This window comes from Agromyces sp. NPDC004153 (genome assembly GCF_053603635.1).
The window spans coordinates 1,566,567-1,585,643 of sequence record NZ_JBSGFY010000001.1 but is presented as its reverse complement, the minus strand read 5'-3'; the positions used below and the strand labels follow the sequence as shown (position 1 = coordinate 1,585,643).

18 protein-coding genes are annotated in these 19,077 nt (G+C 71.8%); 9 read left to right on the top strand and 9 right to left on the bottom strand.

The features are described from left to right. The first annotated feature begins 32 nt into the window (after window positions 1-32). The 3 genes from ACWEOH_RS07340 to ACWEOH_RS07330 all read left to right on the top strand — a co-directional run bounded on the left by ACWEOH_RS07340 (window position 33) and on the right by ACWEOH_RS07330 (window position 2,563). Window positions 33-1,196, top strand: coding sequence for a bifunctional 2-methylcitrate synthase/citrate synthase (locus tag ACWEOH_RS07340; protein ID WP_452029590.1), 1,164 nt, complete (start codon window positions 33-35; stop codon window positions 1,194-1,196). Window positions 1,197-1,200: 4 nt separating this feature from the next. After that, on the top strand, window positions 1,201-1,839 hold the full coding sequence (locus tag ACWEOH_RS07335) for a dihydrofolate reductase family protein (protein ID WP_452029588.1): 639 nt from the start codon (window positions 1,201-1,203) through the stop codon (window positions 1,837-1,839). Window positions 1,840-1,984: 145 nt separating this feature from the next. Further along, window positions 1,985-2,563 (top strand): thioesterase family protein, encoded by a 579-nt coding sequence (locus ACWEOH_RS07330; protein WP_452029586.1) that lies wholly within the window; start codon window positions 1,985-1,987, stop codon window positions 2,561-2,563. Here the strand turns inward: ACWEOH_RS07330 and ACWEOH_RS07325 are convergent. Further along, entirely contained in the window at window positions 2,560-3,684 is a 1,125-nt protein-coding gene (locus ACWEOH_RS07325) for an AI-2E family transporter (RefSeq protein ID WP_452029584.1), read from the bottom strand. The two genes, ACWEOH_RS07330 and ACWEOH_RS07325, sit on opposite strands and share 4 nt — an antisense overlap. Window positions 3,685-3,801: 117 nt before the next feature. Continuing rightward, window positions 3,802-4,314, bottom strand: a complete 513-nt coding sequence (locus ACWEOH_RS07320) for an SRPBCC domain-containing protein (protein WP_452029582.1) — start codon at window positions 4,312-4,314, stop codon at window positions 3,802-3,804. Window positions 4,315-4,381: 67 nt separating this feature from the next. Between ACWEOH_RS07320 and ACWEOH_RS07315 the strand changes: the two genes are divergently transcribed. Both ACWEOH_RS07315 and ACWEOH_RS07310 read left to right on the top strand, forming a co-directional pair. Beyond that, the gene (locus ACWEOH_RS07315; protein ID WP_148732875.1) at window positions 4,382-4,777 is read left to right on the top strand and encodes a hypothetical protein; all 396 of its coding nucleotides are present in this window, start codon (window positions 4,382-4,384) and stop codon (window positions 4,775-4,777) included. A gap of 64 nt (window positions 4,778-4,841) precedes the next feature. Next, entirely contained in the window at window positions 4,842-5,219 is a 378-nt protein-coding gene (locus tag ACWEOH_RS07310; protein ID WP_452029580.1) for a TfoX/Sxy family protein, read from the top strand. Between the two features lie 25 nt (window positions 5,220-5,244). On the opposite strand, the gene ACWEOH_RS07305 is transcribed toward ACWEOH_RS07310, so the two are convergent. The 3 genes from ACWEOH_RS07305 to ACWEOH_RS07295 all read right to left on the bottom strand — a co-directional run bounded on the left by ACWEOH_RS07305 (window position 5,245) and on the right by ACWEOH_RS07295 (window position 7,952). Further along, window positions 5,245-5,604, bottom strand: a complete 360-nt coding sequence (locus ACWEOH_RS07305; protein WP_452029579.1) for a DoxX family protein — start codon at window positions 5,602-5,604, stop codon at window positions 5,245-5,247. 33 nt (window positions 5,605-5,637) lie between these two features. Next, entirely contained in the window at window positions 5,638-6,210 is a 573-nt protein-coding gene (locus tag ACWEOH_RS07300; protein ID WP_452029577.1) for a TetR/AcrR family transcriptional regulator, read from the bottom strand. A 68-nt stretch (window positions 6,211-6,278) separates the two neighbouring features. Beyond that, window positions 6,279-7,952 carry a phytoene desaturase family protein gene (locus ACWEOH_RS07295; RefSeq protein WP_452029575.1) on the bottom strand — a complete coding sequence of 558 codons (1,674 nt, stop codon included), beginning with the start codon at window positions 7,950-7,952 and terminating at the stop codon, window positions 6,279-6,281. A gap of 217 nt (window positions 7,953-8,169) precedes the next feature. Between ACWEOH_RS07295 and ACWEOH_RS07290 the strand changes: the two genes are divergently transcribed. Further along, complete coding sequence (locus ACWEOH_RS07290; RefSeq protein WP_452029573.1) at window positions 8,170-10,173, top strand: adenylyl cyclase; 2,004 nt, start codon at window positions 8,170-8,172, stop codon at window positions 10,171-10,173. A gap of 65 nt (window positions 10,174-10,238) precedes the next feature. Here the strand turns inward: ACWEOH_RS07290 and ACWEOH_RS07285 are convergent, their stop codons facing one another. Both ACWEOH_RS07285 and ACWEOH_RS07280 read right to left on the bottom strand, forming a co-directional pair. Next, window positions 10,239-11,057 (bottom strand): ABC transporter permease, encoded by an 819-nt coding sequence (locus ACWEOH_RS07285; protein WP_452029571.1) that lies wholly within the window; start codon window positions 11,055-11,057, stop codon window positions 10,239-10,241. 124 nt (window positions 11,058-11,181) lie between these two features. Further along, complete coding sequence (locus tag ACWEOH_RS07280; protein WP_452029569.1) at window positions 11,182-12,180, bottom strand: ATP-binding cassette domain-containing protein; 999 nt, start codon at window positions 12,178-12,180, stop codon at window positions 11,182-11,184. A 60-nt stretch (window positions 12,181-12,240) separates the two neighbouring features. Here ACWEOH_RS07280 and ACWEOH_RS07275 point away from each other — a divergent pair, with 60 nt between their 5' ends. Further along, the gene (locus tag ACWEOH_RS07275; RefSeq protein WP_452029567.1) at window positions 12,241-13,239 is read left to right on the top strand and encodes a helix-turn-helix transcriptional regulator; all 999 of its coding nucleotides are present in this window, start codon (window positions 12,241-12,243) and stop codon (window positions 13,237-13,239) included. Window positions 13,240-13,297: 58 nt separating this feature from the next. Beyond that, on the top strand, window positions 13,298-13,783 hold the full coding sequence (locus ACWEOH_RS07270) for a glyoxalase (protein ID WP_452029565.1): 486 nt from the start codon (window positions 13,298-13,300) through the stop codon (window positions 13,781-13,783). 53 nt (window positions 13,784-13,836) lie between these two features. Here the strand turns inward: ACWEOH_RS07270 and ACWEOH_RS07265 are convergent, their stop codons facing one another. Beyond that, window positions 13,837-14,244 (bottom strand): META domain-containing protein, encoded by a 408-nt coding sequence (locus ACWEOH_RS07265; protein WP_452029563.1) that lies wholly within the window; start codon window positions 14,242-14,244, stop codon window positions 13,837-13,839. A 31-nt stretch (window positions 14,245-14,275) separates the two neighbouring features. Beyond that, window positions 14,276-15,244: a LysR family transcriptional regulator gene (locus ACWEOH_RS07260; RefSeq protein ID WP_452029561.1), complete on the bottom strand. Its 969-nt coding sequence runs from the start codon at window positions 15,242-15,244 to the stop codon at window positions 14,276-14,278. 155 nt (window positions 15,245-15,399) lie between these two features. Here ACWEOH_RS07260 and ACWEOH_RS07255 point away from each other — a divergent pair, with 155 nt between their 5' ends. Next, entirely contained in the window at window positions 15,400-19,032 is a 3,633-nt protein-coding gene (locus ACWEOH_RS07255) for a proline dehydrogenase family protein (protein WP_452029559.1), read from the top strand. Window positions 19,033-19,077: the final 45 nt, after the last annotated feature.

Below are 19,077 nucleotides of genomic sequence, written 5' to 3'. Positions count from 1 at the left end.
TGGTGCGAACCGCAGATCCCATGAGGAGCACGATGAGCGACGTCCAGACGCAGGCCGCGCAACCGCAGCAGCCGGTCATCTACAAGGGGCTGGCGGGAGTGCCCGTCGACTTCACCGCGATCTCGAAGGTGAACCCCGAGACCAACTCGCTGCTCTACCGCGGCTACCCGGTGCAGGAGCTCGCGGCATCCGTCACCTTCGAGGAGGTCGCGTACCTGCTCTGGTACGGCGAGCTGCCCGACGACGACCAGCTCGCCGCGTTCGAGGAGCGCGAGCGCTCGCTCCGCGGCCTCGACCACGGGACGAAGCGCATCGTCGACGAGGTGCCGGTCACGGCACATCCGATGGATGTGCTGCGCACCGCCGTGAGCGTCATCGGGGCGAGCGATCCGATGACGCCCGACGACTCGCCCGAGGCGAACCTCGACAAGGCCATCCGCCTGTTCGCGAAGCTGCCCTCGATCGTGACCTACGACCAGCGCCGTCGGCACGACCTCGAGTTCGTCGAGCCCCGCGACGACCTCGGCTACTCGGCGAACTTCCTCTGGCAGGCGTTCGGCGAGGTGCAGGAGCTGCCCGTCGTGAACGCCTTCGACGTGTCGATGATCCTGTACGCCGAGCACTCGTTCAACGCGTCCACGTTCACGGCTCGCGTGATCGCGTCGACGCTCTCCGACCTGTACTCCGCCGTCACTGGTGCGATCGGCGCGCTGAAGGGCCCTCTTCACGGGGGCGCCAACGAGGCCGTCATGCACGCGTTCGAGGAGATCGGTCCCGGCGACGGCGGCGCCGAGCGGGCAGTCGCCTGGCTCGACTCGGCGCTCGCCGAGAAGCGCAAGATCATGGGCTTCGGCCACCGCGTCTACAAGCACGGCGACTCGCGGGTGCCGACCATGCGCGACTCACTCGAGCGCATGGTCGAGTACTACGACCGGCCCGACCTGATGGAGCTCTACGTCGCGCTCGAGGACGCCATGGCGGAGCGCAAGAACATCAAGCCGAACCTCGACTACCCGGCGGGCCCGACCTACCACCTCATGGGCTTCGACACTGAGATGTTCACGCCGCTCTTCGTGGCGAGCCGCGTCACGGGATGGACGGCGCACATCATGGAGCAGCTCGCCTCGAACGCGCTCATCCGTCCGCTGTCGGTGTACAACGGGCCCGACGAACGGCACGTTCCCGTCAAGGGCTGAGCGGATGTCGCACGTCTTCCTCGAGATGACGATGACGCTCGACGGCTTCACCGCCGCACCGGGCGTGAGCCTCGAGCATCCGCTCGGCATCGGCGGGGAGCGCGTGCACGACTGGCTGCGCGGCGGCGACGGCCCGGGCGCCGACGGGCTCGGACCCGAGGGCGCCGCCGACGCGTCGCCCGACGAGATCGACCTCAGCGTGGCCGCCCGCATGTTCGACACCACGGGCGCGTTCGTCATCGGCCGGCGCACGTTCGACGTCGGCGAGGTGCCGTGGGGCGACGACGAGGCGTTCGAGGGACGCCCCGTCTTCGTGGTCACGAGCCGCGAGCGCGAGCCGATCGAGCGCGGCGGCTCCCGCTTCGAGTTCGTCACGGGCGGCGTGGGCGAGGCGGTCGACCGCGCGAAGGCGGTCGCGCACGCGGCATCCGTCTGCATCATGGGCGGGGCGGATGTCGCGCGCCAGTCGCTCACCGCGGGCCTCGTCGACGAGGTGCGGCTGCACCTCGTGCCCATCCTGCTCGGCGGCGGCACGCGGCTGTTCCCCGACGCGGCCGGACGTCGCATCGAGCTCGAGCCGCTCGGTGCCGAGCAGGGCGCGCTCGCCATGCACCTGCGCTACCGCGTCGAGCGCGGCAGCTGACGCCGCGCGCTGACGCCCTCGGCCTCCCGCAGCGGCTTCACGCAACCGCACAACGCAGGCGCGCGGCATCCGCTGCCGACCTGTGGCGACCCCCCAACGATGGAGGATCGACCACGGATCGCGCCTACAGTCGTGGACTATGCACATGTTGTTCCGCACGCTGCTGCACGTGCTCTTCCTCGCGCGACGCAAGCCCGACCTCGGCCACTACGACGTCGCGCGCACGAACTTCATCACCCTGCCGACCGACCTCGACATCAACCGGCACATGAACAACGGCGTGTACTTCTCGATCATGGATGTCGCACGGTTCGACATGCTCGTGCGCAACGGCGTGTGGCGGGCGTTCCGCGACAAGGGCTGGTACCCGGTCGTCGCGAGCGAGACCATCACGTTCCGCAAGTCGCTGAGCCTGTGGCAGCGGTTCACGATCGAGTCGAAGCTCGTCGGCTACGACGACAAGGCGGTCTACGTCGAGCAGCGGTTCGTGCGCCCCCGACCCGACGGCGCCCCCGAGGTGTACGCGCAGGGGTTCATCCGGGCGCGCTTCCTGCGGAAGTCGGGCGGAACCGTGCCCGTGTCCGAGCTCATCGCCGAGTTCGGCGCGCTCGAGGGGGAGCGGATCCCCGAGTGGATCGAGCGGTGGGGCGAGGATGTCGCGCTGCCGGCCACGCGCGCGGAGGCGCCGTCGATCTGGCATGACCGCGAGGCATCCGCTCGCTAGGATCGCGCCTTCGCCGGGACCACGACCTCCTTGATGATCAGGAGGATGCCGGCCGCCACCGGGATCGCGACGAGCGCGCCGGGCAGGCCCGCGAGCGTGCCGCCCGCGAGGGCCGCGATGAGCACGATCGAGCCGGGCACCTGCACGGCCTTCGACATGACGCGGGGCGTGAGGATGTACGCCTCCACCTGCATGTAGACGAGCATCGCGCCGAGCACGATGATGCCCGACAGCGGTGAGACGAAGAGCGCGAGGACCGTCATCACGATCGTGGTGAGCACGGTTCCGATGAGCGGGATGAGCGTGATGAAGAACGCCGCGACGGCGATCACGAGGGCGAACGGCACCTGCGCGATGAGCAGGATGATGAAGCTGAAGGTCGCGTTGAAGAACGCGAGGATGACCATGCCGCTGAGGTAGCGTCCGACGTTCTGCATGATCCGCTCGGCGTAGTCGACGACCCGCGCCCGGTGCGAGGCCGAGATGAGCGTGTAGATCGCGGCCTTCGACGCGTCGAGCGTGGCGATGAAGTAGATCGTCAGGATGAAGATGAAGAACGCGGACGAGATCCCGCCGACGATCGCGAGGCCGATGTTGAGCGCCCCGCCGCCGATGGTGGCCCAGGTGTTCGGGTCGCTGATGACGCCGACGACCCAGTTGTAGACGGTCGTGAGCACGCCGCCCGAGCCCGACGAGGCGTCGATGAACCACTGCTGCTCCTGCAGATTGGCGTACATCTGCGGCAGCGCCTCGACGAGGGCGACCGCCTGGGTGATCACGAGGGGCAGCACGAGCCAGAGCAGGCCGGCGATCACGAGGATGAACAGGATGATCACGGTCAGGATCGCGACGCCCCGCTTCATGCCCCGCCGCTGGAACCACCGGACGAGCGGGTCGAGGCCGAGCGTGATGAACATGGCGGCGAACACCGAGAACAGCACGCCCGACAGGCTGAGCAGCGTCCACGCGAGCGCGAGGCCCAGGAGCACGCCGAGCGTGGCGATGAACGACCATACGAGGGGGCGTTCCGACATGAAGTTCCTGCCTCGCCCGCGCCCGCCGTCGGGGCCGCCGGCAGTGCTCGTGGCGTGCTCGCGGGCGCGCCGCTCGATGCTCTTCACGGGCGCCAGCCTAGGGCTGAGGATGCCTCGCACACGGGAAGCGCGCCGGAGCGGCCCGCGCCGTGGCGGGCCGCGCTCCACGAGCCCGCGCCGACGCGAACCGGCCGGGAGACGTCGTCAGTTGCGGGCGCCCTCGGGGACGTGCAGCTCCTTGTAGTGGTCGGCGAGGGCGGGGTAGTAGGCCTCCCACTCGGGGAGCGGCCGGCTGAGGCGCATGGCGGCGAGCCGGTCGAGGTAATAGTCCCAGCCGGGGCCCATCGTCGCGGCATCCGCCGGGTTCGAGAGTCGCTGGCCGAACGTGAGCGTCGTCATTCCGCCGGCCTCGCGCAGGTGCGCGAACACGCGCATGGCCGTCGCGCCCTCACCCGAGTGGGCGAGGAAGCGATGGGGTGGGTCGCATTCGAGGATGCCCACGTTCATCCACTCGGAGCCCTCGCCCTCGAACGTCATGCGGAACCGGACGGCGCCGGTCTCGGGGCGTCCGGTGTACGTGCCGATCCAACCCTGCATGGCCGTCGGATTGGTCAGGCTGAACCAGACCTCCTCGATCGGGGAATGGAACAGGCGGTCGTACTGCAGGTAGAGCCCGTCGGGCTTCAGCGTGTAGTGGCCAGTCGCTTTCGCGGTCATCTTCTACCCCCGCTCGTCGTGAAATCAGGCTAAACCCGGTCAACGCCAAACCACTAGAGTTGGCGCCATGGGATCGAGTGGGGGCGCGAAGCGCAAGCCGAATCATCCGTCCGGCGGGCAGGTCCACGAGGAGACGATGAACGTCACCGAGGGCAAGTCCGGCCTCTGGGGGGCGCTCGCGGGCCTCTTCACGTTCGCGCTCATCGCGGTGCCGTTGTCGGCGTCGTTCGCGTTCGCGACCAACCCGCGCACGCAGCAGCTCTTCGGCGGGCGGCTCTCCGAGGCGACGCAGGGCGGCTACCAGGCGTTCTGGTGGATCGTCACGATCTTCCTCTTCGTGCTCCCGTTCCTCGTCGGCTATGCGGTTGCGCGGCTCTCGGGTCGAGCGCTGGCGATCTTCGGTGCGGTGGTCGCGCTGTTCGTGATCGCCGTGCTCGTGCTGGGGCAGTTGTTCGTCTTCTGATCCGGTCCTGAACCGGTTCCGGCCGGTCCTGATCGGAATCGGAACTGATCAGGGAGGTGGTGCCATGCAGGTGCCCAAGGCCTCGGATGCCGCGAAGGCGCGTTTCACGTCGGTGGTGCCCGACGATCCACGGGTCGTCGTCAAGCCGATGTTCGGCAACCTCGGCGCGTTCGTGAACGGCAACATGTTCGCCGGGCTCTTCGGCGACCGCATCGGCGTGCGCGTGCTCGACGAGTCCGCGCGCGCCGAGCTCGCAGCGGTCGACGGCGCCGGGCCGTTCGGACCCGACGAGCGGCCGATGGGGGGCTACGTCGCCGTGCCCGCCGCGTGGGACGACGAGCCCGACCGCATCGCCGAGCAGGTGGCGCGGGCGTTCGAGGAGGTCGCGGCGCTGCCGCCGAAGGCGCCGAAGACGCGGAAGCCGCCGAGGACGCGCAGCTGACAGATGGCGCCGTGGCGCTCGCACGTCAGGCCAGGAAGCACCACACGAGCGTCGCGACGCAGATGACGAGCATCCCCGTGGCGTTCACGAAGAGGTTCCGGCCGAAGTCGCGCGCCCGGACGTGCATGCCGATCGCGACGAGGAAGTAGAGCACGAGCGCGGTCGTGGTGACGAGGCCGAGGTACGGGATCCAGATGCCCGCGATGAGCCCCGCGGCGGCCGCGAACTTGATCGGCGTGAAGATCCACCACCATTTCCGCGGGAAGTGCACGTCGTCGAAGCACTTCGCCACGAAGGCGACGGGCTTCCAGCTGATGATGCCGTCGACGAACTGGATCACGGCGAGCACGACGACCGGCCAGACGGGGTCGTGGAGGACGGTCATGTCCATACCATACCGCATGGTATGGAATTGCAGTCAGTCTCGTCCGTGGAGGGGCGCGGGCACGAGCGTGAGGAGCAGCTCGTAGACCCGCCGGAGCTCGCCGGGCTGGATCGGCGGCACCGTGACCTCCGCTCCGAGCGACACGAGGTAGGGCACGAGTGCGGCCGCGCGCGCCTCGGCGTCGGATGCCACGAGCGGACGCCAGGCCGCCTGCAGCGCGCCGACCGCCGCCGCGTCGATGCGCGCCTGGGTCTCGCGCACCTCGGGGTCCGACTGCGCCCACGCCCGCACGGCGGTGTCGAGCCGCGGTCGCCGAAGCCCGCCGTCGCCGTCGGCGGTCGCGAGCTCCGTGAGGGAGGCGAGCGTCGCGCGAGTGCCCTCCCCGGATCGGGCGGCGATCGCCTCGTCGAGTGCGGCGCGAGCCTGCTCCTCGTAGTGGGCGAGGAGCGCGGTCTTGAACCCGGGCGCGCCGGCGAAGTGGTGGTGGAACGAGCCCTTCGTGACGCCGAGCCGGGCGGAGAGCTTGTCGATCCTCAGGCCAGACGGCCCGTCCTCGGCGAGCACGACGAGTCCCTCGTCGAGCCAGCGCGTGCGCGTGATCCGCATGGTCATACCGTACTCGACGGTATGGTCGGGCCGGCGCGCGACCGTCCCGCGGGGGTCGCTCGGGCGGCTCAGTCCTCCGCCGACTCGAGCACCGCCATCGCCGCGTTGTGCCCGCCGATGCCGCTCACGGCGCCGCCGCGCACGGCGCCCGAGCCGCACAGCAGGATCCGGGCGTGCTGCGTCGCCACGCCCCAGCGCTCGGCGGGGGTCGCGAGCGACGCGTCGTCCTCGGCCCACGGCCAGGAGAGCGGTCCGTGGAAGATGTTCCCGCCGGGCATGCGCAGGGCGTGCTCGAGGTCGAGCGTGGTCTTCACCTCGATGCAGGGGCGGCCCGCGGCATCCGTCGCGAGCACGTCGGCGATGGGCTCGGCGAGCACCGAGTCGAGCGAGGCGAGCACCGCCTCCTGCAGGCGGGTGCGCAGCTCGTCGTTGCCGAAGCGCTCGACGAGCCGGTGCGGCACGTGCAGGCCGAAGATCGTGAGCGTGTGCGCGCCCGACGCGGCGAGCTCGGGATCGAGGATCGTCGAGTCGCTCAGCGTGTGGCAGTAGATCTCGCAGGGGAGCGGTGAGGGGATGCCGCCGCGCGCGGCCGTCGCGAAGGCGGCGTCGAGCTGGGTCTGGAGCTCGTTGATGTGGAACGTGCCGGCGAACGCCGCCTCGGGCGCGACCTCGGTGTCGCGCAGGCGAGGGAGCCGCGTGAGCATGAGGTTCACCTTGACCTGGGCGCCCTCGGGCTCGGCGAGCCGGCGCAGGCGCTCGCGCACGACGGGCGGCACGGCGACGGGTCCGTCGTGCGAGAACGGGCGCTCGTCGCGCGGCGCGACCGACGGCGCGGCGGCGCGCGCCGCGGCATCCGTCGCCCCGGCCGAGAGCAGGCGATCGAGCACGACGGGTGCGACGTTCGCGAGCACGGTGGCGGCCTCGACCACGTGGTCCTCGCCGCCGCGGGTGTAGCGCACACGGCCGTCGGGCTCGACCGCGACCACTTCGGCATCGGTGAGCAGCTCGGCGCCCGCCTCGCGCGCGGCCCGCTCGAGCTCGCCGCTCACGGCGCCCATGCCGCCGATCGGCACGTCCCAGTCGCCCGTGCCGCCGCCGATGACGTGGTAGAGGAAGCAGCGGTTCGCATCGAGCGCCGGGTCGTCGAGATCGGTGAACGTGCCGATGAGTCCGTCGGTCGCGACGACGCCGCGCACCAGGTCGCTCGCGAAGCGCTCGTCGATGACCTCGCCGAGCGGGCGCTCGACGACGTCGGTCCAGATGCGGTCGTCGCCCACGAGCTCGCGCGCCTCCGTGCGGGTGAGCAACGGCTCGGTGAGGGTCGGGAAGAGCCGCTCGGCGAGGCGCGTCGTCTCGCCGTAGAACGCGTGCCACGCGGCCGCATCGGCCTCGGCGTCGACCCGCCCGAACGCGGCGGCGGATGCCTCGGCGTCGGCCTCGCGGTCGACGAGCAGGCCGCGCGACGGGTCGGCGGGGTCGGGCGTGTACGACGAGTAGCGGCGGCGGGCGAGCCGGATGTCGAGCCCGAGGTCGTCGATGATGCGCTGGGGCAGGAGGCTCACGAGGTAGGAGTAGCGCGAGAGTCGCGCCTCGACGCCGTCGAACGCCTGCGCCGAGACCGCCGCGCCGCCGAGGTGGTCGTCGCGCTCGAGGAGGAGCACGGAGCGTCCGGCGCGGGCGAGGTAGGCGGCGGCGGTGAGGCCGTTGTGGCCGCCGCCGATGATCACGACGTCGTGGGGCATCACACGAGCGTACGTGATGGGCGGGTGCCGTCCGGACGGGCGCCCGCTAGCGGCATCCGACCGATCGCAAGAAAGTTACTGACATGTAAGTAAGCGTTCGCTATGCTGGCGCTCGCGACCGCGCCGATGACGGCGTCGGGCGTGCACCATCCGCACTGATCCGGTCACCGGCCGGAGGCGTGATGCGCCCCGGCCGGCCACGTTCGAAGGAGAACCCGTGACCCACCGCACCAGGGCGCAGCATCCGCCCGCCCGACCAGAGGCTCGCAGCGCGGCTCGGCGCGCCCGACCCGCACACCCCGGCCGCCGCCTCGGCGCCGGCGCCGCCATCGCCGCACTCGCCCTCGGAGGAGCCGCCATCACCGCGACCCCCGCCGTCGCCGCCGACGAGCCCGACTTCGGCCCGAACGTCGTCGTGCTCGATCCGTCGATGCCGACCGACGAGATCAACGCGATCTTCGCCGCCATCGACAACGAGCCCGAGTTCAGCCAGAACCGCCACGCCGTGCTGTTCAAGCCCGGCGTCTACGGCAGCGCTGAGGGCGCCGCCGACCCGGCCACCGCGCCCGACATCGTGAACGGGCAGGTCGGCTACTACACGCAGGTCTCGGGCCTCGGCGCGTCGCCCGACGACGTGGTCATCAACGGCGCGATCCACGCCGAGGGGCGCCCGCCCGCGACCTCCTGCCCGTGGGACGGCGGCGGCGAGGCCGACACCGCGCTCACGAACTTCTGGCGCTCGCTGTCGAACGTGTCGATCAACCCGATCCAGCGGCCCGTCGAGGGCGACACCGGCGTCTACGGGGTCTGCTTCCCGACGCCCGAGAACCCCGGCGGCATCATGCTCCCCGAGGGCGTGGCCGACCCCGGCCAGCTGCGATGGGCCGTGTCGCAGGCGGCGCCGATGCGCCGGGTGCACGTGCAGGGCGACCTGACGCTCATGCCGCGCTTCGGCGGCTACTCGTCGGGCGGCTACCTCGCCGACTCGGTGATCGACGGCGAGGTCGTCTCGGGCTCGCAGCAGCAGTGGTACACGCGCGACTCGAGCGTCGGAACGTGGAACGGCGGCGTCTGGAACATGGTGTTCTCGGGCGTCGAGGGCGCCCCGGCGACCGACTTCGGCCCGAAGCCCGACGGCACGGTGGGCAACAAGACCACGCTCGACACCACGCCGGTCAGCCGCCCGGCGCCGTTCCTCTACCTCGACGGAGACGCCTACACGGTGTTCGTGCCGAACGCCCGCGCCGACAGCGCGGGCGTCGACTGGTCGACGGATGCCTCGGTCGGCACCTCCATCCCGATCGGCGACTTCTACATCGCCCACGCCGACCGCGACACCGCGACGTCGATCAACCGTGCGATCTCGAAGAAGCAGCACGTGCTGCTCACCCCGGGCGTGTACCGGCTCGACAAGCCCATCAACGTCAAGCGCGCAGGCACGGTGGTGCTCGGCATGGGCTACGCCTCGCTCACGCCCACGAAGGGCAATGCGGCACTCGTCGTCGACGACGTGCCGGGCGTGAAGATCGCCGGCATCACGATCGACGCCGGGCTCGTCGAGTCCGACGTGCTCGTCCAGGTCGGGCCGACGGATGCCGCGGTTTCCGACCCGTCCGACCCGACGACGCTGTCCGACGTGTTCATCCGCGTCGGCGGACCGTGGGCCGGCGACGCCGTGACCTCCATCGAGGTGAACAGCGACGACGTGCTGCTCGACCACATCTGGGCCTGGCGCGGCGACCACGGCCTCGACGGCAGCGGCACGTGGACCGGCTCGACCGGCGCCCACGGCGTCATCGTGAACGGCGACGACGTCACCGCGACCGGCCTGTTCGTCGAGCACTACCAGCAGAACCAGGTGATCTGGAACGGCGAGCGCGGACGCACCGTGTTCTACCAGTCCGAGATCCCCTACGAGGTGCCGAGCCAGGCCGAGTGGATGGACGGCGACCGCCTCGGCTACGCGTCCTACCGCGTGGCCGACGACGTCGCCGAGCACCACGCGACGGGCATGGGCGTGTACTCGTACTTCAACCAGGGCCAGGACATCCGCGCCGAGAGCGGCATCCAGACCCCGGTCGGCCCGGGCATCCGGTTCGAGTCGCTGATCTCGGTGTTCCTCAGCGGCTCGGGCGGCATCGAGCACACCATCAACGACACCGGTGCGCCGGTCGTCGGCGGCTTCGGCACGTCGCCGGTGGTGAGCTACCCGACGCCGTAGCGCAGGTGACGACGGATGCCGCGGCCCCCGCTCGTGCGGTGGGTCGCGGCATCCGCCGTCTCGCCTCAGTTCGCGCGGCGCATGGCCTGCACGCCGACGAACACGCCGATCGCGCAGGTCGCGACCGCGGCGATGGCGCCGCCGATCACCGCGGGGCTGCCGAGGTCGCCGGCGAGCAGGGCCCGCTCGGCCGCGACCAGGTAGCTCAGCGGGTTGACCGCGGCGGCGACCTTCATCCAGTCGGGACCGTCCTCGAGCGGCAGCAGCATGCCCGACAGGATCATGAGCGGGAACAGCAGCGTCTGGTGCACCATCCAGAACATCCAGTCGCGGTTGCGGCACGCGAGCGCGAGCGTGTAGCTCAGGGCGCCGAACCCGATGCCGAACACGGCGAGCACGGCCAGGCCGACGACGAGCCCCGGCACGTCGAGCCGGAACCCGAAGGGCACGGCCACGAGTACGACGATCGTGCCCTGGATCACGAGCGGCACGACCTCCTTGAGCGCACGGCCGACGAGCAGCGCGCTGCGCGAGAGCGGGGCGACGAGCGTGCGCTCGTGCGAACCCGTCTGCATCTCGAAGAGCAGGTTCGCGCCCGTCGACGCGGTGCCGAACAGCGCGACCATCACGAGGATGCCGGGCACGAACCACTGCAGCGTCCCGGCGACGTCGCCGCCCGCCGCGCCGACGAGCAGCGGGCCGAACAGGCCGAGGAAGACGAGCGGCTGCACGAGCGAGAAGATCACGCTGAACGGGTCGCGCACGAGCGGGCGCGACTCGCGCGCGAAGACGGTCGCGGTGTCGCGCACGAAGCCGGTGGGGCGGGCGGATGCCGCGGGCCGCTCGATCGCGGCGGGCTCGGCGGCGGGGCTGATGGTGTTCATGAGGGTGTGCTCCTTCGTTGGTCGTCAGTCGTCGAGTCACGGGAAATGGTCGGATGGTGCCGAGTGGAGCGACCGGAACACGTGACTCGATGGAGTGCGGTGCAGTCGGTGGTGGATGGGGGCGTCATGCGGCGGCGGCTTCGGCAGCGGCGGGCTCGGGCTCGGGCGCGGCGGCCTCTTCGCGGAGGCTGCGGCCCGTGAGCGCGAGGAAGACGTCGTCGAGGGTGGGCTGGCGGTGCGTCGCCGCCACGACGTCGAGTCCGGCGTCGCCGAGCTCGCGGATCCAGCGGGGGAGGGCGCGGTCGCCGCCCGGTGCGGTGAGGGTGACGACGGCGCCGTCGACCGACCCGCCGATGCGGGCCGCGGCGTCCGCGGCATCCGTCGCCGAGTCGAACGCGAGCGTGACGCGGTCGCCCGCGAGCGACTCCTTGAGCGACCATGCCGTGTCGTCGGCGATGACCGCACCGTGGTCCATCACCATGACCCGCTCGGCGAGCTGGTCGGCCTCGTCGAGGTAGTGGGTGGTGAGGAAGATCGTGGTGCCGGTGCTGCGGCGCAGGTCCACGATGTGCTCCCAGAGGTTGGCGCGGCTGTGCGGGTCGAGGCCCGTCGACGGCTCGTCGAGGAAGAGCAGCTCGGGCCGGTGGATGAGGCCGAGCGCGATGTCGAGCCGGCGCTTCTGGCCGCCCGACAGCGACTGCACCTGGCGGTTCGCGACCTGTCCGAGCTCGAGCGACTCGATGAGCTCGGCGGCCCTGGCGCGCGTCTCGCGACGACCGAGTCCGTAGAACGCGCCCTGCGCGTGCAGCTCGTCGCGCACCCGCTGGGTGTGCCCGCCCGAGCTGCCCTGGCCGACGTACCCGATGCGGCGGCGCACCCCGGCGGGATCGTGGCGGATGTCGCAGCCGGCCACCGTCGCCTCGCCGGCCGTCGGCGGGAGGAGCGTCGTCAGCATGCGGAGGGTCGTCGACTTGCCGGCGCCGTTCGGGCCCAGGAAGGCGACGAGCTCGCCGTCGGCCACGTCGAGGTCGACGGCTCGGACGGCCTCGACGACCTGCCCCTTGGAGCGGAACGTCTTCGTGAGGCCTCGGGCGGTGATCATCTGGTTCGTTCGTTCGGTCATGCAGCCAGTCTTCCGACCCATCCGGTCACTTCCTGACCTGATGCGCGAGATACTCGGAACATGGCCGCCACCACCTCGAGGACCCTCGAACTCCTCTCCCTGCTGCAGAGTCACCGGCACTGGTCGGCTCGCGAACTCGTCGACCGCCTCGGCGTCTCGGAGCGCACGCTGCGCCGTGACGTCGAGCGCCTGCGCGAGCTCGGCTACGGCATCGAGTCCATGCGGGGGAGCACCGGCGGGTATCGGCTCGAGGCCGGCACCGGGCTCCCGCCGCTGCTGCTCACCGACGACGAGGGCGTCGCCATCGCCGTCGGCCTCCGCTCGCAGGCGACCGCCGGGCTCCGCGGCGCCGAGCACACCACGCTGAGCGCGCTCGCGAAGATCGAGCAGGTGCTGCCGCCCGCGCTGCGCCGCCGCATCGACGCGCTGCAGTCGCACGCGACGGACGCGGTCGGCCGCGGACCGGGCCGCGGCGGCGGCGGCACCCGCCCGACGCCCGAGGTCGACACCGAGCTGCTCGGCCTCCTCGCGCTCGGCTGCCGCGACTCCGAGCGGCTGCGCTTCAGCTACACGGATGCCGCGGGGGAGTCGACCTCCCGCGTCGTCGAGCCGTACCGGCTCGTGCCCGTCGCCCGCCGCTGGTACCTGCTCGCCTGGGACCGCCAGCGGGAGGACTGGCGCACGTTCCGGCTCGACCGCATCAGCGACGTGTTCCAGACGCGCGTGCGCTTCGAGCCGAGGCCGATGACCGACGAGGCGGCCCGCGCCCGGGTCGAGTCCGCGATCCGCTACCGCGACCGCACCGTGCGCGCCAGGGTCGTGGTGGAGCTGTCGCGGGCCGAGCTCGTCGATCGCCTCGGCTGGTACGGCCGCGACGTCGTGGCCGACGGACCCGACCGCTGCGTCTGGCCGCTCGAGGCCGACGCCGTCGAGAACCTCGTGATGGCCCTCATGTGGCTGCCGCGCGGCGCGGCCTACCGTGTCGAGGGGCCGCCAGAGGTGCTGGCCTTCCTGGAGGAGCAGGCAGGGCGGTTCGCGGCGGCCGCGGCATCCGATTGACCTCGCTCGTCGGCCGACATGTCTTGCGGATGTCGGCGGCTGGGCGTTGGCTGGCCGCATGGACATCGCATTCGTGGCGGGCTTCGGCCCCATCGGCAGTGCCGACTCGTCGTCGGCCGACTTCTGGCGCGGCGCGTTCGGGATCCCGTTCAGCGAGGACGGCGGCTACTTCCACACCGAAGCCCTCGGGGGTGTCAACGCCTTCGCGATCTGGCCGCTGAGCCAGGCCGCCGAGGCGACCTTCGGCACCACCGAGTGGCCCGCCGACCGCACGGTGCCGCAGGCGTGGATCGAGTTCGACGTCGCCTCGCCGGCAGCGGTGGGCGAGGCGGTGGAGGAGCTCCGCGCGGGCGGGCACGAGATCCTCGTCGGCGCCCACGAGGAGCCGTGGGGGCAGACGACGTCGCGCCTGATGAGCCCCGAGGGCCTGCTCGTCGGCGTGAGCTACACGCCGTGGATGCACGACGTCGAGCCCGCGGGCAACGTGATGATCGGCTACGACCCCGAGCTCGACGAGGGCGGCACGGGCCTCGGCCACGCCTAGTTCGTCGCGGGCGTCTCGGAGGTCCGTTCGAGCTGCGACGAGCACCCGCCGGATCAGGTGGAGGGCGTGTCCGAGCTCCGCTCGAGCTGCCCGATCTCGGCGCCGTCCTGGCCGAGCACCGTCATGGTGTCGCCCGCGACCGTCGCGGCGCTGAGGTGGGCGAGCCAGTCGTCGACGTCCTCGCACGCTTTCAAGGTCGACGCGACGTCCTCGAACAGCACCTGCTCGGCCTCGTCGACCGACCACGAACCCGTCAGGTTGTTGCATCCGTCGCTGCCGCTGAAGCTGCCGTCGTCCTCGAGCTCGAGGTACGGCGACCCGTCCTCCGTCGGATCCCCCCACGTGCCGGCCGCGTCGACCGAGCCGCCGCGAGCGGACCCCTGCTCCCCCAGGCAGCCCGCGAGCGTGAGCACGGCGAGCACGGCGATGCCGGCCCCGATGATCTTCCGCTTGCTGGCCATGCTCGCAGCGTAGACCCGCAGGGGCTCGACGTCACGTGTCGTCCGCAGCGGCGTCGTCCCCATTCCGGGGCGGACCGGTGCGGGCCGCGGCACGCGCGAGCGCGTCGCGCACGGCGACCACGGCGGGACGCCCCGCCGCCGCGTGGCGGGCCGAGGAGAACACCTCGCGGTGGGGATCGCCGGGCAGCGGCGCGAGCAGCACGCTCGGCCGCTCGCCGGCCCACACGAGGTCGGGCAGCAGTCCCACGGCGTTCCCCGAGCGGATGAGCCGGATGTGGGCCATGAGGTCGGCGGTCTCGAAGCGCACGTCGGGCTCGAACCCCGCGGCTCGGCACAGCTGCTCGGCCCAGACCCGCGATGCGGTGCCGGCCGGCTCCATCACCCACGGGCGGTGAGCCGTCGACGAGAGTTCTGGCGCCGGATTTCGAGACGCGTCCGGCTTCGCCGGGCGCTGTTCGACCCTCGGGAACGACGGAACGGCGAGCCGGATCGCGTCCGAGGCGAGCGGCACGCGATCGAGCTCGGGATGCCGCGGCCGCGCGTGTCCCGGATACTGCTCGGCCACGACGAGGTCGAAGTCGCGGGCCGCCACCTCGAACAGGCCGGCCTCGGGCTCGCGCTCGGTGACCTCGACGCGCAGGTCGGGATGCCCGGCCGCGAGCAGCGTGAGCGCCTGCGGCATCACCGCGTGCGCGGCCGACTGGAACACCGCGATGCGCACGGTGCCGCCGACCGACGTGAGCGAGCGCGCGACGTCGGCCTCCGCCTCCTCGAGCCGGTCGAGCACCGCCTTGCCGTGCTCGACGAGCACGAGCGCCTGCGGCGTGAGCTGCACGCGCCGGCCCACCTGCACGAGGAGCGGCACCCCGGCCTCGCGCTCGAGCAGGCCGAGCTGCTGCGAGACCGACGAGGGGCTGTACGACAACGCGTCGGCGACCGCCGCCAGCGTGCCGCGCCGGCTGAGCTCGACCAGCAGGCGCAGGCGTCGCACGTCGAGCATCGCGTCCTCCAGGCATCCGTGAACCATTCGGCTCTACTGAACAGTATGCGTCGGATTCATTCGCTGTACCGAACGGATGCGACGGCGCACACTGGGGGAGGCAAGGTGCGTCAACCCTCGGCGCACCCTGAGCAACGGAGACTAGCCTCGTGACCATGACCAACGCCGCCACGGAACTCGCGCCGGCCACCGACCACGTCGTCGCACTGGTGCGCCGCTGGCTCGCCGAGAGCGCCGAGCACCCCGTCGACCCCGCCGCCGAGCGTCTCGCCGGCGTGCTGAAGGACCCGAACGGCCTCGCCTTCACCGTCGGCTTCGTCGACGGCGTGATGCGCCCCGAGGACCTCGGCGTCGCCGGCCGCAACCTCGAGCAGGTCGCGAAGCTCACGCCGAAGTTCCTGCCCTGGTACCTGCGCGCGGCCATCCGCGTCGGAGGCGTCGTGGCCCCGGTGCTCCCGTGGGTCGTGATCCCCATCGCGCGCCGCGTGCTGCGCCGGATGGTCGGACACCTCGTGCTCGACGCCACCCCGGCGAAGCTCGGCCCGTCGATCGCGATGCTGCGCGAGTCGGGCAACCGCCTCAACCTCAACCTGCTCGGCGAGGCCGTGCTCGGCGAGGACGAGGCCGACCGGCGACTGCGCGGCACCTACGAGTTCCTCGCGCGCGACGACGTCGACTACGTGTCGATCAAGGTGTCGAGCGTCGTGAGCCAGCTCTCGATGTGGTCGTTCGACGAGGCGGTCGCGAAGGTCGTCTCGAAGCTCACGCCTGTCTACGAGCTCGCCGCCAAGAGCCCCACGCCGAAGTTCATCAACCTCGACATGGAGGAGTACCGCGACCTCGACCTCACCATCGCGGTGTTCACGACGCTGCTCGACCAGCCGCAGCTGCGCGGACTCGAGGCCGGCATCGTGCTGCAGACGTACCTGCCCGACGCGCTCGGCGCGATGCAGGAGCTCACCGCGTGGGCGATCGCGCGGCGCCAGGCCGGCGGGGCGCCGATCAAGGTGCGCGTCGTGAAGGGCGCGAACCTCGCCATGGAGCACGTCGACGCCGCGATCCACGGCTGGCCCGTCGCGACCTACGGCACCAAGCAGGACTCCGACACCAACTACAAGCGCGTGCTGCACTGGTCGATGACGCCCGAGCGCGCCGACGCCGTGAAGCTCGGCGTCGCCGGTCACAACCTGTTCGACGTCGCGCACGCCTGGCTCACCGCACGCCAGCGCGGCGTCGAGTCGCGCGTCGAGTTCGAGATGCTCCTCGGCATGGCCACCGGCCAGGCCGAGGCGGTGCGCCGCGATGTCGGCAACCTGCTGCTCTACACGCCCGTCGTGAACCCGACCGAGTTCGACGTGGCGATCGCCTACCTGATCCGCCGGCTCGAGGAGAACGCGAGCCAGGACAACTTCATGTCGGCCGTGTTCGAGCTCGACAGCGACCAGGGCCTCTTCAAGCGCGAGCGCGTCCGCTACGAGCGATCGCTCGCCGCGCTGGAGGTCGACTCGGGTCGCGTCCCCACGCCGAACCGGACGCAGAACCGCCGCTCCGAGTGGTCGCAGGAGTCGCTCGCAGCGGCAGTGGCCGTGCCCGACGCCCCGGCGCCGGGCAGCGAGCACGAGGAGGACGCGTCGCTCACGAGCACCGTGCTCGAGCTCACGCGCGGCTCGCGCCGTGAGCCGGGCCTGTTCGGCGACACGGGCGAGATCGAGGGCGAGCTCGTCGCGCCGGCCGTGGGCGGCCCGGGCGCGACCCCCGGATTCCGCAACGAGCCCGACACCGACCCCGCCCTCGCGGCGAACCGCGAGTGGGGCCGCCGCATCCTCGCCCGCGTGCCCGAGACGCGCCTGGGCCTCGAGACCATCGCCCGAGCCCGCGTCGCCGACGCGGCCACGCTCGAGTCGATCATCTCGACAGTTGCCGCGAACGGACGCGCCTGGGGCGAGCTGCCCGGCGCCGAGCGCGCCGCCGTGCTGCACCGTGCGGGCCTCGCGCTCGCCGCGAACCGCGACCGCCTCATCGAGGTCATGGCCGCCGAGACCGGCAAGACCATCGCCGAGGCCGACCCCGAGATCTCGGAGGCCATCGACTTCGCGCACTACTACGCCGAGCGCGCACGCGAGCTCGACCACGTGCAGGGCGCCGTCTTCGTGCCGCCGAAGCTCACCGTCGTGACGCCGCCGTGGAACTTCCCGGTCGCGATCCCGGCCGGCGGCGTGCTCGCCGCGCTCGCCGCGGGCTCGGGCGTCATCATCAAGCCGGCCAAGCTCGCGCAGCGCTCGGGCGCCGTCATGGTCGAGGCGCTCTGGGAGGCCGGCGTGCCGCGCGAGCTCCTCGCCCTCGTGGACATCGGCGAGCGGGAGCTCGGCCGCGAGCTCGTGTCCCACCCCGCCGTCGACCGCGTCATCCTCACCGGCGCGTACGAGACCGCGCAGCTGTTCCGTTCGTTCCGCCCCGACCTGCCGCTGCTGGCGGAGACGAGTGGCAAGAACGCGATCATCGTGACGCCGTCGGCCGACCTCGACCTCGCGGCATCCGACGTCGTGAAGAGCGCCTTCGGCCACGCCGGCCAGAAGTGCTCGGCCGCGTCGCTCGTGATCCTCGTCGGCTCGGTCGCGAAGTCGGAGCGATTCCGCCGCCAGCTCGTCGACGCCGCCACGTCGCTGCGCGTCGGGTACCCCGAGCACCCGCAGAGCGTGATGGGCCCGATCATCGAGCCCGCGAACGGCAAGCTCCTGCACGCGCTCACCCAGCTCGGCATCGGCGAGGAGTGGCTCGTCGAGCCGAAGCAGCTTGACGGCACCGGCCGGCTCTGGTCGCCCGGCATCCGCGACGGCGTGGCGCCCGGGTCGTACTTCCACCTCACCGAGTTCTTCGGCCCGGTGCTCGGCGTCATGCACGCCAAGGACCTCGACGAGGCCATCCGCCTGCAGAACGCCGTCGACTACGGCCTCACCGCCGGCCTGCACTCGCTCGACTCCGAGGAGGTCGCGCACTGGCTCGACCGCGTCGAGGCGGGCAACCTCTACGTGAACCGCGGCACCACGGGCGCCATCGTGCAGCGCCAGCCGTTCGGCGGCTGGAAGCGCTCGGCCGTCGGCGCCGGCGCCAAGGCGGGCGGCCCGAACTACCTGTTCGGCCTCGGCGAGTGGGTGCCGCAGCACGGCCCCGTGTCGAGCACGCTCCACCTGCGCGGGCTCGAGAAGCGCGTGTCGGAGCTCATCGAGGCGTCGCAGCCGGCGCTCGAGTACGAGGCGTTCGAGGTGCTGCGCCGGTCGGCGCTGTCCGACGAGGTCGCCTGGGCCGAGGAGTACGGCACCGTGAAGGACGTCTCGGGCGTCGGCGTCGAGCGGAACCTGTTCCGCTACCGCGCGCTTCCCGTCACCGTGCGCATCGGCGAGGCGTCGACGCTCGCGGAGGGCCTGCGCGTCATCGCCGCCGGCCTGCTCGCGAAGTCGCACCTCACCGTGTCGACCGCATTCGAGCTCCCGAAGGGCGTGCGCACGATCCTCGAGGCCCGCGACACGCGGGTCATCCGCGAGGGGGATGCCGCGTGGCTCGTGCGCGTCGGCAAGGAGGGCGTCGGCTCGACCCGCGTCCGCCTCGTCGGCGGCGGCGCGTCCCAGCTCGCGGCGGCGCTCGGCGGTACCCCGGATGTCGCGGTGTGGTCGCACCCCGTGACGCCCTCGGGTCGCGTGGAGCTGCTGCCGTTCCTGCACGAGCAGGCCGTGTCGATCACGAACCATCGGTTCGGCAACCCGACGACGCTGACCGACGGCGTGATCTAGGGGTCGGCGAACGAATCACGCGCGAAGGCGGTCGCACCGGCGGCC

Coding starts and splice junctions, on each gene's coding strand:
- ACWEOH_RS07340 (WP_452029590.1), top strand. CDS start 33: ATGAGCGACGTCCAGACGCAGGCCGCGCAACCGCAGCAGCCGGTCATC.
- ACWEOH_RS07335 (WP_452029588.1), top strand. CDS start 1,201: ATGTCGCACGTCTTCCTCGAGATGACGATGACGCTCGACGGCTTCACC.
- ACWEOH_RS07330 (WP_452029586.1), top strand. CDS start 1,985: ATGTTGTTCCGCACGCTGCTGCACGTGCTCTTCCTCGCGCGACGCAAG.
- ACWEOH_RS07320 (WP_452029582.1), bottom strand. CDS start 4,314: ATGACCGCGAAAGCGACTGGCCACTACACGCTGAAGCCCGACGGGCTC.
- ACWEOH_RS07315 (WP_148732875.1), top strand. CDS start 4,382: ATGGGATCGAGTGGGGGCGCGAAGCGCAAGCCGAATCATCCGTCCGGC.
- ACWEOH_RS07310 (WP_452029580.1), top strand. CDS start 4,842: ATGCAGGTGCCCAAGGCCTCGGATGCCGCGAAGGCGCGTTTCACGTCG.
- ACWEOH_RS07305 (WP_452029579.1), bottom strand. CDS start 5,604: ATGACCGTCCTCCACGACCCCGTCTGGCCGGTCGTCGTGCTCGCCGTG.
- ACWEOH_RS07300 (WP_452029577.1), bottom strand. CDS start 6,210: ATGCGGATCACGCGCACGCGCTGGCTCGACGAGGGACTCGTCGTGCTC.
- ACWEOH_RS07295 (WP_452029575.1), bottom strand. CDS start 7,952: ATGCCCCACGACGTCGTGATCATCGGCGGCGGCCACAACGGCCTCACC.
- ACWEOH_RS07285 (WP_452029571.1), bottom strand. CDS start 11,057: ATGAACACCATCAGCCCCGCCGCCGAGCCCGCCGCGATCGAGCGGCCC.
- ACWEOH_RS07280 (WP_452029569.1), bottom strand. CDS start 12,180: ATGACCGAACGAACGAACCAGATGATCACCGCCCGAGGCCTCACGAAG.
- ACWEOH_RS07275 (WP_452029567.1), top strand. CDS start 12,241: ATGGCCGCCACCACCTCGAGGACCCTCGAACTCCTCTCCCTGCTGCAG.
- ACWEOH_RS07270 (WP_452029565.1), top strand. CDS start 13,298: ATGGACATCGCATTCGTGGCGGGCTTCGGCCCCATCGGCAGTGCCGAC.
- ACWEOH_RS07265 (WP_452029563.1), bottom strand. CDS start 14,244: ATGGCCAGCAAGCGGAAGATCATCGGGGCCGGCATCGCCGTGCTCGCC.
- ACWEOH_RS07260 (WP_452029561.1), bottom strand. CDS start 15,244: ATGCTCGACGTGCGACGCCTGCGCCTGCTGGTCGAGCTCAGCCGGCGC.
- ACWEOH_RS07255 (WP_452029559.1), top strand. CDS start 15,400: ATGACCAACGCCGCCACGGAACTCGCGCCGGCCACCGACCACGTCGTC.